This window comes from Amycolatopsis sp. NPDC031561 (assembly GCF_055580625.1).
In genome coordinates, this window is sequence record NZ_JBVILA010000039.1 from 33,652 (window position 1) to 46,433 (window position 12,782).

Consider the following 12,782-nt stretch of genomic DNA (forward strand, 5'->3'; position numbering starts at 1 on the left):
TATCGCCATCGCCAGTGAACCCGTGGCGAAGTGACGACCGACACTGGAAAACGTCATTCCCCGCGCGCGTTTAATACGCATGCATGCATCCCCTCGAAACGTGGTGAAACCGTTCCACCCGCATGCGCATCGATCGGACGCCGCCCGGCGTTACGTTCGCTGGGGCCGATCCCAAGGTTTGTGTTGTTGATCACTGGCGAAAATGTAGTTTGCTTGCACGACGATCGTCGGTGTTGTTTGATACGAGGAGAGTGACCGCCTTGGCCGCGCCGACGATATTTTGTCAGCTCCCTCGGGGTAGACCATGTGGCATATCACGCGAAGAGTTTTAATTGTTGAGGGGGAATTGTTATGGAAAAGCGATCGTTGGCCGCGGTCGCCCTGCTGGCTTCCTTGGGTTTCGCCGCGTCGGCCGCGCCATCCGTGGCCGCGGCGACCGAGTGGACGTCAGCTGAGGCGGGTGTCGCCGTTGGCGAGTCTTCCTGGCAGCTGACGATGGTGCGGAGGCTCGCCGAGAAGGACGCCCGTTCCGATGTGCGGCTAGCCGCGTGGAACGCGTTGCTGAGCAAGGACGTCGACGCTGCGGTCGCGCGGTTCCTGGCGCCGGGTGGCGGTTACGAAACCTCGAAGGCGCGCTCGGCGCAGAACGTCGCGCGTAACGCGGACGTCATTCGCCGGGTGCTGGCGACGACCTCGCCGCTCACCTCGCCCGCTGTCTACGCCGCGGCCACTCGTGCGTCGCGCGGGACTTTCGACGAGCAGGATGAGTTCGTCCGCGCCGGCTTGGACCAGGCGAGGGCACAGGATGAGCGCGGGGACAACCAGAAGGACAAGGAGGTCGCCCGCCAGGCGCAGGCGGACCGCGACTTCGTCGCCGGGCTGGCCGAGCACGACCCCGGTCCGTGGGTGCGGGCCGCCGCCGGGCGCGCGGTACGCACCGGGAGCGACGCCGACCTTGTCGAGTTCTTCGGCTATGAGTGGGCGAGCGCGGCGCGGTGCGACGCCCAGGCCTACCGCGTGCGGATGGCCGATCAGGATCTGCTGTGGCGCTCTCGGCTGAACCAGGTCATTGCGTTCGCGGAGGAAGCAGAAGCCGCGGTGGCGCGTGCCGAGGCGGCCGTCGTGGAGAAAGCGCGTGCTGCCGCGGCCCAGGCGTGGCGGACTGTCGCCGACCACGCTGGCACCGTGGCCCAGTCCTGGGACACGGAGCGGACGAGGACGGCGGAGCAGGTCAAGACCTGGGCCACCGTCGCGGAGTTCGCCAGAGCGGCCACCACCACTCAGGACTGGAAGACGATCTCCGACCGCGCCGGCGAGAACGGCGGCACGTGGACCGAGGAACAAACCTGGGCCCAGACCCAAGCTACGCAATGGCGGCAAATCGCCGAAACCGCACGGGTCGGCGAATCCCGTGTCACCACCCGGTGAGAACCGTCCACACGAGACACCACTCTGACCTTTCTTGGAGTAGCTTCTTCATGCACACCAACCTGACCAAGGCTGTGCGCAGACACAGTCGCGGGATCCCCCGTGCGCTGGTCGCGTTGCTGGCCTTCGCCGTTTTCCTCGGCCTGGCAGCACCTGCCCAGGCCGTCGATGCCCCGCCACCGACCACCACCGCGCCCGCCCAGCAGGCCCCATCGCCGATCTCCGAGGAAGAGGCGGCGTTCAACAGGCAGCTGGTCCAGGACATCGCCGAGTTCTCCAGCGAGGTCGAGGAGCGCGACGCGGCGCTGGCAGCGTTGGCGACCAACGACCCGGTGAAGATCAAGGAATTCCTGGACGTCGGCGCCGCCGAAGCACGCAAGGCCGCCGCTGAGCGGAAGAAGCGGGTCGCTGCGGAGAATCGTGCGCAGGTGGCCGAGTGGGCCCGTACCGCTGGCCCGACAGCACGCACCCGCGCGGCCGAGTTGCTGGCGACGAGCGACGACGCGCGGATCGCTGATTTCGTCGCCTTCGGTAAACGGATCGCTGACGACGAGGACCGCCAGGCCACCGACGACGCGGTGAAACGGGCCAAGGAGATCGAGGTCCGCGTCGTGTCCATGGTCGCGAACGGCGGCCCCGAAGTGAAGGCCGTCGGCCAGGCCGCCCTGGACACGCACGACCCGGTGGTGATCGCCGAGTTCTTCAACCACGGCTATGCCGTCGCCAACCAACGCGACGCCGATGCCCGCGCCGCCATCGAGGCGGCCATGGCCGCGCGGAACAAAGCACTGGCCGAACTCAAGGACCTGGCCGACCGCTCCACCCGGGCCGCGAACGCACGGACGGAGATCCTCAACTCGAGCGTGCAGGCGGTGCGGTTCCTCACCGACACCTCGAACGCGATGGGCTTGGCCAACCAAGCCGCCAAGAAGGCCGGAAAGATCTTCGAAGAAGACAAACCCGGCCGTGTCTCCGGACACCGCGGCCGCGCACCCGAACTGGCGCAGCAGACCCGCGACGCCAAACGGGAATGGGACAACGCGGCCGCCGCAGCCCACGAGGCCACCACCGCTACGGCGATGTCCGAGACCGCGACACGGCAGCTCGCCGAGACCGGCCTGACCCATGGCATCGACTGGGGCAAGACCACCAAGTCCGTCGCCGCTGCGGCCCAGTCCGCAGCGAAAGCGGCAGAGACGGCGTTCCACGCGGCCGAAGCCACCGAAGCCGCCAGCAAGGCCCTCGACGCCGACGCCAACGCTCAGGTCCACGCCGACAACGCCGCGCAATGGCGCCAAGCCGCCGAAGACCACGCCAAGTCGGCAGCCACCCTCGCCGAAGCCGCCCGCCAGCAAGCACAGGCCGCAGCCGACGCCGCGTCGCGGACCAAACAGGCACGAGCCGAGGCCGAACGCGCCGAACAGCAGGCGTGGGCCGCGGCGAAACGCACCCGCGACGCCCGCCTCGTCGCCGAACAGGAGCAGCGCAACGCGGCCACCGCGCGAGCACGGGCGGAACAGGAAGCCCGCAACGCCGCCGGAGCCCGCGCCAAGGCGCAAGCCAACGCCACCATCGCCGCCGACGCCCGCGTCAACGCCACCCGCCTCGGCAAAGCTGCCGAAACAGCCGAAGGCGTAGCCAAGGGAGAGGACGACAAAGCAGCCGACGCTAGTCGCCGAGCCGTCCAAGCGGAACAAGCTCGCGACGCCAAGGCCGCATGGGCCGCGTCAGCGGAGGCATACGCAGCGGGGGTCGCTGCCGGTGAAGCAGGCGACACTGCACGGAAGGCCGCCACCGGGGCGCGGAGCGAGGCGAACACCGCCACCGCGGCCGCAGGCGAGGCCAGAGCAGCAGCCAACGGAGCGACCGGAGCCGCCGTGCGGGCGCGCGCCGCGGCGATCGAGGCCGCAGGCGCGGCGGCACGCGCCAACGCCGCCGCGAACAAGGCCGAGGCCGAAGCCGCCGCGACACACGCGTTCGCAGTCGCGGCCAACGCCGCCGCCGCGACCGCCACAGCCGAGGAAGCCCTGGCCGCCGACCACGCTCGTGCTGCCATGCAACTGGCTGAGCAAGCGGCGAGCGAAGCCATCCAGGCAATGGCCGCGGCTGATCGCACCAAGGCCGAAGCAGACGCGGCACTGGCAGAAGCCATTGCCGCGGGTGTTCAGGCAGGGATCGCTGTGCGCGCGGCACAGGCGGCGGGCTCGTCCGCAGCCGGTATAGCCGACCCCGCCGGAATCGCGCCGGGCGCTCCCGTGACCGGCAATGATCTAGCGGCTGAGCTTGCGAAGCAGGTAGCCGAGCAAGCGAAGATCATCGGCACCGACCAGGCCAAAGCCGCCCAGGACCGGGCCGCCGAAGCCACCGCAGCCGCCAGCCGCGCCGCCGAGGCAGCCAAGCGAGCCAGTGCCGAGGTGGCACCGGCCTACACGGCGGCGGCGGCGGCCGCCGAATCCGCGTCCGCCGCGTCACGTTCCGCCGCAGACGCCCAACGCTCCGCCGCGGCCGCTGCGGAAGACGCCGCCGCCGCACGCGCCGCCGGGGCACGAGCCTCGCAGGCCGACACCCAAGCCCAAGGAGATGCTAAAGCGGCGCGCCGCGCAGCCAACGCGGCCAGCTCGGATGCCGCGATCGCCGGACGCTCGGCAGCCAACGCCGAGGCCGACGCCGCCATCGCACGAAGGGCAGCCAGCAAGGCCGAATCCGACGCCGCCGTCGCCCGTGGCTGGGCCGACAGAGCCGAGGCCGCCGCCACCAAGGCCGAGGAGCATGCGCGCAACGCACAAGCCCACGCTGTAGAAGCACTCAAAACCGCTCAACGCACCGATGAGCAGAAGCGTGACGAAGGCGTCAGCAACGACATCGATGCCATAGGCGCCGGGCTCACCGACCACGGTGACGGCCTCGTTACCTGGGTCGACCCAAAAACGGGTGTCGTGTACCTCAACGGTGTCGGCCTGAGCATGGACGCCCCCGGACTCGACAAGCTGATACCGATTCTGCTGAAGATCGCGCGAGAAAAAGAAAACACGATCTTTCCGAAGGAGCATCCCTACGGGGACCCTCGGTACAGCGTGTACCTCCTTCTCCTTAACGCTTGCATCGACAATTCCGATCTCTGCAGCAAGTCGTTCCAGCTGAAAGTCATGGGGATGGGCGCTGGCGCCGCCGATCCCGCAGGAAACAACAATCCGATGGGATTCCTCTTCGCGACCATGCTCGCGGAGGGGCTCGCTGGGCAGGGAGGCCGATGGAGCCTCAAGCCAGGCGTGCGAGGCGGTCTTCCCTGTGGAACGAACAGCTTCACCGCGGACACCCGAGTCCTCTTGGCCGACGGCACCGGCAGGCCCATCAAAGATGTACGCGTCGGCGACATGGTCACTACGACCGACGTCACCACCGCCGAGACGACTACCCGCGCCGTCGCGGATGTGATCGTAGGTGACGGACAGAAACATCTCGTATCGATCATTGTCGATCTCGACGGCGATGCTGGAAGCGCCACGGGGCTCATCGAGGCGACCGACGGTCATCCGTTCTGGATTGAAGATCAAGGTCGTTGGCTCGATGCCGGGCAACTCAAACCAGGAAATCAGTTGCACGCCGTCAGCGGAAATCCGGTGACGGTGGTTTCCGTGACTCCTCGCACGGAGAGCCGCACGGTCTACAACCTGTCCATTGACGGCATTCATGCCTACTATGTGCTGGCCAATACGACTGCTGTGCTGGTGCACAATACGGGGCCGTGCGGCATCCCCACGGCGGCCGAAGCGGCCGAATTGGTCAAGAAAGCAACCCCCACCGGATCGGCTCTCAAGGCTGATACTTGGCACAGGGCCGGCTCGTTTGTCGTAGACGACATCAGCAAGAAGGGCACCGTGTTCAAGATCAGCAGCAAGGATGGCAGAGGAGATGCCACTCTGATCCAGATGCCAGGAGAACTCAATGGTAAGCCGGGCAGATACGAGTGGATAGTTCGAGATGGTATCATGAGCCATCAGATGTTCATTCGCGGTGGAACAATTAATGGGATAGCGATCAAGCCATGAGTGATAGTGACCTAGTAAAGTTTCGCATTCCAGCCTCGTTTGTGACTGATAAGGTGGTGCTAACCCCTGCCGAGGCGGCGTATGGATTCGAGCACGGGTGGCTCACTCCGGACGATGTAGTCAAGGTGGCTCTCGCGGCGTACGAAACTTTTACTGCTATCCCTGACGCATTCGAGGAACTCGCGTTACTCCTGTCCGATGACTATTATCGTGTTCCCGACTTGCTGAGCGCGCTGCCTCTTCGCGAAGAGAAAGAAGAGGCTCGCGTCTGGTTCTTTCTCGCTCTGGCCTGGGTGTATGACCACAAGGACTCCCATGTGGACCCGCTTGAAACAGTCGAGATGATCTCCGCTGATTTCGGATACCCGGAGGATGGTCGCGCCCTCCTTCGATTTACGCCAGTCGACGATGGCAGGCCGGCCGGTACGGAGTCAATGTACGAGAGGTGGCTGGAGTACATTCAGCGTACAAAAGCGGACCTTTCCAAGCGTACTATCGGTAACTGACCGGGTAGGGTGACGAGATCGGCTTTCGTCAATACGGCCTGACCCGTGCGTCGGACACTGTCCGACGCACGGGTCGGGAGCAGTAACCGGAGTAGACGCTGTTCAACTTCGTCAAGTTCCAGCAGGAAGAAGAAAATCAGCGTGCCATTGACGAGTTGAGTGCAACTCAGTCAAGCTCGCAGGCCGAGATGGCAGTTTCAAGCTGGCGTACCACCCGCCAACAGTATTCGGAGAGGCCTTCGACATCGCGTGTGGCGTGCTCGTGCGTAAAGCTGGCCCGTGGGCCGAACAGGACCGGCACGATCCGCATCGAAGGCGTGCCCAAGCAGGTCCGGGACGAGGTACTCGGCCGCCTCCCCCAGAGCGGTCGAATGGCTTGCGGCTCAGCGTGCGAGCAGCTGAGGCACCTCGTCCCAGAGTCGGCCGTCGAGTTCGCAACCGCCAGCCTTCGGTGTACGCCCACCCCACTGCTTGTGAAAGAAGGCAACGTTGGCCTCCTGGCAGCGGTCGCGGATGCCCTTCACCAGGTTCGCAAGGCCGCCCCGCGAACCGTCGCAGGTGCCGCCGGTCTGCTGCTCTAGACCCTGTGCAACACGCTGTCGTGGACATCCCGCCTCTGTGCCGCGGGGCTAGGGACGACGGCTACACGCTGCAGACGCTCTGGGACTCGGTCACGAGCAAGGTCAAGAACAGCTCTGAGCTCGGACCTCAGTTCGAGAAGGCTGGAGGGATTGCCTCACTCCGCAACCAGTTCGGCGCGCACTACAACGAGCTCGCGGATTCCATCGCCGACACGGAAGCTGACCACTTCGGTGATCTGGTCTTGAAGCTGTGGGGCTAGAAGTGCTCACCCGGGGTGGACACCGAGCACTGCCAGCGTGTTCACAGGATGCTCGCTGGCCGCACCGGTGTACGGGCAGCGTCCGAGGCATGACGAACATCGAGATCCTCGCGCTGCTGCTTGCCCTGCCCCTCGCCTTCCTGCTCGCGCTGGTTGCGGCGATCCTCGCCAAATTGTCGGGAAACTCGGCCGCGGCCGCTGCGCTCGTGGGAGGCGGGGTCGCCATGACGGCCCTCGCCGTGTACTTCGCGGCGGTCGCTGCGTACCGGTGAGCCCCAGTGGCCTGGTCACCACCCCGGCCACCTGCTGCACCCCCCGACGCCGACACCGGCCAGACCGACAAGGCCACCCAGCCTGCACCCGACTCAGAGAGTGAACGTCTGAATCGTATACACGATCAGCAGTATCAGAACGACGATCAAGATCGGTGCCGTAGCGACCCAGCTGTCGACGTTTGACAGTGCGATGGGCACCGACACTACGACTGGGGAGCCCGCGATCAGAGCCAGCGGGATCCGAAAGTTGAGCGTCTGGAGGCCGAACCTATAGGCGATGCGCATGTTCGAGGCGTGCCACCCGACCTGCTTGTGCCGCGGGGAGAGGAGTGGGTCGTCGAACCGCGTACGCAGGTAGTCCGAGGCCATGCCGATCTGCGAGTTGGTGAACAGGATGAGGATGCCTAGCAGCAGCGACACCAGCGGTGACACCAGCAGCAGCGGTGCGCTCTTGCGGTCGATCCCGAAGCCGAGCACGGCTGAGCTGACCGTCACCGAGCACGCCACCAGGGCCGTCCGATGGTCCATTTTCTTCACGATCTCATCGCGTAGTGCCTTGTATTCCGCGAGAAGCAGCTCGGTGGCCAAACCAGGATCGTTGTCAGCTTCGGCGATCAGCGCTGGTTCCGTGTGCTTCGCGTCATTTCCTGTCATGCCCAGCCCCGTTCTCGTTGCTATCTGAACATGAGGAGAACTCGGGTGCGCCCCTGAGCGTGTTACAGCGGAGCGGGAGCTGCAGGGGGTGGAACTCGTGTGAGTGGGGTGGTTGTCGAGCTGGTGGTCGTTGCCTCGGGAGTGCTTGGTGGACGACGATGTCCTCGGTGGAACGCTGAACTCTATTGCGCGCCTCCGCTTGGAGGCACCGATTGGTCAGTGGGGGCAGCGTCTTGCGTCGTTGTCGATTGAGCTGAACGGCTGCGCGTAGAACGGTGCTGAGACCGCGGTGTAGGTCGTGTGGACTCGTCGTTGGCTGGGGGCGCGGTTGCTTTCGAGCTGACCGCTGTGGGGATGGCTTCCTTGGTGGCGGTGATACTTGGTACGTCGGCGGTGGGTGTGTCGGTCTTGTCGGCGTCACGCTCAAGGTGGAAGTCGATGTTGATGGTCTTCCATGCCTGTGCTTTCACTTTCACGGAGCGCAGGGTCGCGTTGCTGTCGAGACGCAGCACGACCACGGCGCCCAGGGCCGCGAGGGCCAGTGCGCCGCAGATCACCAACGCGGCTACGGCCATGAGGTGATCCCCTCGTCGGGGCCGTTGCCAGCATCCAGGGCAGGAACCGCTGGCGACGTCGCCCCTGCGCTCGTTCCAGCGGCCGGGCTGGTGTTGTCGGTGGCGGGCTCCTCGCGGATCCAGCCGGTGTCGTCCTCGTAGACGACGGTGATGCCGGCGTGCTTGAGCAAGTCCAGTAGGTCTGGTCGAGGTCGTGTGGGTACGAGGAGCACGAGGGCTGCCGCGTCGACGAATCGAGCGGAGTCCAGCAGTGATCCGATGGCGCTGCGGATTTGATCCCGGGTGACCTGTGCCTTGATCTCGACCAGTTCACGTGCCGTGTCGTCCCATAGGCTCGGGCTGAACGGTTGTGCTTCCTCCGGGGGAAGGATGCGCAGTAACCGGGTTTCGTGGCCGATCCGCTCGAGGTGCTGTGTGTACCGATCGGCCAGTTCGTTCCTCTCGGCGCGCGAGCTGCGACGCAGAGTCTGGCGCCGCTCAGTGGAGAGCATGAGGGGGGCAGCTTGGATGCGAGGTACTCGGGCGGGAGCGTGAGGCGCTTTGGGGAGGGAGGTCGGTAGATCGCCGAGCGGTTTCAAGCGGAACACGATGATCTGGCGGAGCAGGTGCGGATTCGTCTGGTCCGGCGCGTCCATCTGGTAGTGGTCGACAAGCACGTACTCGCCCAGGTAGGTGGCGCCCTTCGGGTCGACGACGAACCCTTCCAGGGTCCGGCCATCGTGCTGGTGGTTCAGGATGGCCTTGTTTCCCTGGGAGAACTGCTGGTCGCCGCTCTGCCCTTCGCCGACGTAGTGCAGGTACCCGTCATCGCCCACGCCGCCGGAGAAGCCAGTGCCTGACGGCGCGTCGGTCGCGGCGAAGAACATGACCACGTTGGTGCGACTGGACGGGCTGATCCCGCTCTGCGGCCTGCCACCAAAACGCTGGTGAATCTCCCGGCGCGGCAGCTGCGCGCCGGGAGTCAATCCATCAAGCAAAGTGACCCTCCTTTTTAACCCCTCGATTGGAGGGTAAATGTACCACCTCAACGGCCGTGCCGTAGACGAATCGGGAAAGCGACTGTTCGGCGAGGTCGCGACACGCTCAAGGAGCAATAAACAGGGCCTCATTTGAGGGGGGGTCTATAGTCGTCTCGACCCTGAGGAGGCAGTTTGACCCACGCGCATGCCCTGCCGGACCCGCACGACCTCGACGCGTGGCGGGCCTGGTCCAACAGTCAGCTCGCCCCTCTCGACCTCACGGTCGACCTCCTGCATCGCGTCGTCGAGAGCAGTCAGCGCAAGAAGGACGCGGCCAGCCGGCTGGCTCCATTGCAGACGCCTGGTCAGGACGGGTGGAGCGAGGCGGTCATCAGCTTCCGGGAACAGACAGGCTGGGGACTGGACGAGGACGGAGGCCTCTCCCGGACCTGGCACCCTTCGCGAACCTTCTACGTCGTAGTGCGTCCGGGCAACGACAGCACCGGCCTGTTCAACCCCTCGCGGACGCCGAGTCCGAAGACGCGGTTGCGCACGGTTCTGCGGGACCTGATCGACGAGATGCCGTACACGGCGCCGCTGTTCGACGTCACTGGGGACGGCAAGTCCAAGTTGTTGCCGGAGGAGCGGCCGCAGCTGTGGCTGTTCCTGTTCTCCTACCGCGACGGCATGCTGTACGCGGAGCTGTCCCGGCCCGCGGAACGCATCGAGGACAAGATCACCGGGTACCACCAGCGGATCCCGCTTCCGCCGCTGCCGTACAACCGTACGGACACTAGTGTGATCGTTACCCTGGACGACGATCTGGACACCGGGCCAGACATCGACGTCCAGCCGATCTAGTGCTCAGAAGCGGAGTTCTCGCGTGTCCGTCTCACCGTCACGTCTCACGTTGGCGCGCGCCCTGCGCGGACAGACGCTGGCCGAGCTGGGACGTCAGACCGGGCTGAGCCCTCAGACGATCAACCGCTGGGAGAAGGGGCACCAGGAGCCGACCCCTGAGTACCTCGACCGGTTGGCCGAGGCCGTGAGGTTGCCTGTCGAGTTCTTCACACAACCCGAGATCGAACCGGTCCCGGTCGACGCCGTGAGCTTCCGCGCCGTCACCAAGACCCCGGCGTTCCGGCGCGACGCCGTGCTCGCGGCCGGCGCCATCGCCCGCGAGATCGCGACCTGGATCTCCGAGCGCTTCCGGCTGCCCGCCGCCGACGTCCCCTCGCTCAACCTGCCGCCGGACGCATCGCTGCACGATGTCGAAACGATCGCCCTGCGCGTCCGTGGCCAGTGGGACCTCGACCAGCGGCCGATCCCGAACATGGTGCACCTGCTCGAAGCCCGCGGTGTCCGCGTGTTCTCCCTGGTCCAGGAGGTCCGCGACGTCGACGCCTTCTCCTTCTACATGGAGAACGAGCCGTTCGTCTTCATCGACACCGGCAAAACCGCCGAACGGCAGCGGTTCGACGCGGCCCACGAACTCGGTCACCTCGTCATGCACCAAGGACCCGAACGCGTGCAGAGTCGGGAAGCCGAACGCCAGGCCGACCGCTTCGCCGCCGCCTTTCTGATGCCCCGAGCGGACGTGCTCGCGCACAACCTCCGCAACGCCAGCCCCGACCAGCTCATCGACGCCAGCCGTCGATGGCGTGTGTCGGCCATGGCGCTGACCCACCGACTCGGTGAACTCGGCCAGCTCACCGAATGGGGTTACCGCAGCGCCTGTGTCGAACTGGCCAAACGCGGCTACCGCCGCAGCGAACCCGGCAGCCAGCTCATCCCTGAGTCATCACAGGTTCTTGAGAAGGTCTTCGCGCACCTGCGCGCGAACGGCTCGGGCGTCAAGGTGATCATCGACAGCACCAAACTCACCTCCGAAGAGTTCAACCGCCACGTCTTCGGACTGGCGAAAACGGTCACCCTGGGACGCCCAGCGGTGCCGGAAGTGCCTACGCGACCGAAGCGCAGCCACCTCCATCTCGTTTCTCCGGGCTAACACCTGGTCTCAAAACTTAAGGGTGTGTCACTGCGTAACCTGTCGGTCCTGGTCGTCGCCGGACTCACCGCGGCCGGAGGTGCGATCGTCTTCCTCCACAAAGAGATCCGCTGACCACCTGCAGGTGGCGGTGTCACCCGCTGGTGTGGCCGGTGCGCTGCCAGGGCCCCTCGACGTCGGGGACCGCTTTCCGAACGCCGCGGACGAAGTCGTCGAGACGGAGTCAGCGCTCGTGGGTCTTATTGGGCTCGTCGCTCGCGGCCTGCTGAGCTTGGTGAGCGGTGGTGTTGTTCCATGCGATCTGGGGATTGGTGACGGGTGCGTTGAACACTGGCCCGAAGTAGTTGTTGGCCGCGGCGTTTCCCCCGCTGTCGGGTTTGGTGAGGTTGTCGAGGTAGTCCTGGCCGACTGCGGTGAGGCGGGGGAGCACCGTGCCGTCCTCTGCCTCGTCGATCGTTTCTGCGTCGATGTAGCCGCTGTCGTAGAGGTATCTGGCCTCGTGGGCGAGCTGGTCTTCGGTGAAGGTCGTTCCGTCATAGTGGGCCTGGCCGCTGGCTAGGAAGTCGTCCCATCCCTGGGCGTCGGGGTGTTCGTCCAGCCACTCGAGCATGCGGCGCCTCAGCATCGCTTTACGACGTCGCGGCCGTGTCTTGATCAGCTCTTCGGCGCGGTGTGCTCCGGCTCCGCTCAGAGCGCACTGGATCGAGCCGCCGCCGTCGTAGGTGGCGTCGACCAGACCGCTCTCCTCCAGGTACTTCACCAGGCGGAAGGGCTCGTCGTTGCCGAGGCCGCGGCTGGCGAGGAATTCGTCGACGTCGCCTGTTCCGGTCTCATGGAGGTGCAGGAGCAGGGCGTCGCAGTGTTCATCGATGGTCGCCACTGGTGTCTCCGCTCGCGTTGGTCAGAGAAGGGTGGTGAGAGCGGCGATCGCGGCCTTCGCCCACTCCTGGGCGCCATCGGCCAGGCCGTTGATCAGTCCGTTGCCGATCGGGGACAGCTCTCCGCGCAATGCGTTGATCGCCTTGCGCAGCCTGCCCGGCTCGGGAGTCTCGGTGCCGGTGATCTCCTTGAGGACGTCGTTGGCCGCGTTCTCGGCATCACGATGTTCCTGCTCGGCGAGGCCGAGCTGAGGCAGCTGCCGCAGCAGGTCGGTGACCAGCTTGGCGTGTTCTTCGAACCCCGGGGCCACCTCGATACTCGCGATGTTCTGCTGGTTCTGCGTGACGGTGTCGTTGTTCCACGCGATCTGGGCTCCGTTGGCATCGCCGTTGAACACCGGCCCGTGGTAGTTGTGCACGGTCGATCCCTGCCCCAGGGGTGGCAGCGCCGGCGTCTCGACCTTCACCGGAATCCGGATCGGCCCCTGCTTGTCGAACTCACGCTGCAGGTCCTTCGTGAGCTTCGCGATTCCGCGCTTGTTGATCCCGCTCCCGCTCATGCCGGCTCCTTACTCGCGATCCATATTCCGGAAACGCTACGCCCAGGCA

Annotated in this window: 13 protein-coding genes; 7 read left to right on the forward strand and 6 right to left on the reverse strand. The window is 65.7% G+C overall.

What is annotated here, in order from left to right; genetic code table 11:
* The first annotated feature begins 351 nt into the window (after nucleotides 1-351).
* The 3 genes from ACZ5IK_RS42245 to ACZ5IK_RS42255 are packed head-to-tail and all read left to right on the forward strand — an operon-like array spanning nucleotide 352 to nucleotide 5,983.
* Nucleotides 352-1,428 (forward strand): hypothetical protein, encoded by a 1,077-nt coding sequence (locus tag ACZ5IK_RS42245; RefSeq protein WP_465492855.1) that lies wholly within the window; start codon nucleotides 352-354, stop codon nucleotides 1,426-1,428.
* Nucleotides 1,429-1,478: 50 nt separating this feature from the next.
* Nucleotides 1,479-5,477, forward strand: coding sequence for a Hint domain-containing protein (locus ACZ5IK_RS42250; protein WP_465492856.1), 3,999 nt, complete (start codon nucleotides 1,479-1,481; stop codon nucleotides 5,475-5,477).
* Entirely contained in the window at nucleotides 5,474-5,983 is a 510-nt protein-coding gene (locus tag ACZ5IK_RS42255) for a DUF2247 family protein (RefSeq protein ID WP_465492857.1), read from the forward strand. Before ACZ5IK_RS42250 ends, ACZ5IK_RS42255 begins: the two co-directional genes overlap by 4 nt.
* A gap of 383 nt (nucleotides 5,984-6,366) precedes the next feature.
* Here ACZ5IK_RS42255 and ACZ5IK_RS42260 read toward each other — a convergent pair whose 3' ends face one another.
* Nucleotides 6,367-6,507, reverse strand: a complete 141-nt coding sequence (locus ACZ5IK_RS42260; RefSeq protein WP_465492858.1) for a DUF5131 family protein — start codon at nucleotides 6,505-6,507, stop codon at nucleotides 6,367-6,369.
* Between the two features lie 77 nt (nucleotides 6,508-6,584).
* Between ACZ5IK_RS42260 and ACZ5IK_RS42265 the strand changes: the two genes are divergently transcribed.
* Nucleotides 6,585-6,824, forward strand: coding sequence for a hypothetical protein (locus tag ACZ5IK_RS42265; RefSeq protein ID WP_465492859.1), 240 nt, complete (start codon nucleotides 6,585-6,587; stop codon nucleotides 6,822-6,824).
* A gap of 89 nt (nucleotides 6,825-6,913) precedes the next feature.
* Nucleotides 6,914-7,096 carry a hypothetical protein gene (locus ACZ5IK_RS42270; RefSeq protein WP_465492860.1) on the forward strand — a complete coding sequence of 61 codons (183 nt, stop codon included), beginning with the start codon at nucleotides 6,914-6,916 and terminating at the stop codon, nucleotides 7,094-7,096.
* A gap of 93 nt (nucleotides 7,097-7,189) precedes the next feature.
* Here the strand turns inward: ACZ5IK_RS42270 and ACZ5IK_RS42275 are convergent, their stop codons facing one another.
* From ACZ5IK_RS42275 to ACZ5IK_RS42285, 3 genes are all read right to left on the reverse strand, one after another.
* The gene (locus ACZ5IK_RS42275; protein WP_465492861.1) at nucleotides 7,190-7,753 is read right to left on the reverse strand and encodes a hypothetical protein; all 564 of its coding nucleotides are present in this window, start codon (nucleotides 7,751-7,753) and stop codon (nucleotides 7,190-7,192) included.
* Between the two features lie 182 nt (nucleotides 7,754-7,935).
* Entirely contained in the window at nucleotides 7,936-8,328 is a 393-nt protein-coding gene (locus ACZ5IK_RS42280; RefSeq protein WP_465492862.1) for a hypothetical protein, read from the reverse strand.
* Entirely contained in the window at nucleotides 8,319-9,305 is a 987-nt protein-coding gene (locus ACZ5IK_RS42285) for an SRA domain-containing endonuclease (protein ID WP_465492863.1), read from the reverse strand. The genes ACZ5IK_RS42280 and ACZ5IK_RS42285 overlap by 10 nt, the downstream gene beginning before the upstream one ends.
* A gap of 174 nt (nucleotides 9,306-9,479) precedes the next feature.
* Here ACZ5IK_RS42285 and ACZ5IK_RS42290 point away from each other — a divergent pair, with 174 nt between their 5' ends.
* Nucleotides 9,480-10,148: a hypothetical protein gene (locus tag ACZ5IK_RS42290; protein WP_465492864.1), complete on the forward strand. Its 669-nt coding sequence runs from the start codon at nucleotides 9,480-9,482 to the stop codon at nucleotides 10,146-10,148.
* Between the two features lie 22 nt (nucleotides 10,149-10,170).
* On the forward strand, nucleotides 10,171-11,295 hold the full coding sequence (locus ACZ5IK_RS42295; protein ID WP_465492865.1) for an ImmA/IrrE family metallo-endopeptidase: 1,125 nt from the start codon (nucleotides 10,171-10,173) through the stop codon (nucleotides 11,293-11,295).
* Between the two features lie 223 nt (nucleotides 11,296-11,518).
* Here the strand turns inward: ACZ5IK_RS42295 and ACZ5IK_RS42300 are convergent, their stop codons facing one another.
* Together ACZ5IK_RS42300 and ACZ5IK_RS42305 are read right to left on the reverse strand one after the other, a co-directional pair.
* Complete coding sequence (locus ACZ5IK_RS42300) at nucleotides 11,519-12,175, reverse strand: hypothetical protein (RefSeq protein ID WP_465492866.1); 657 nt, start codon at nucleotides 12,173-12,175, stop codon at nucleotides 11,519-11,521.
* 21 nt (nucleotides 12,176-12,196) lie between these two features.
* Nucleotides 12,197-12,733, reverse strand: coding sequence for a hypothetical protein (locus ACZ5IK_RS42305; RefSeq protein WP_465492867.1), 537 nt, complete (start codon nucleotides 12,731-12,733; stop codon nucleotides 12,197-12,199).
* Nucleotides 12,734-12,782: the final 49 nt, after the last annotated feature.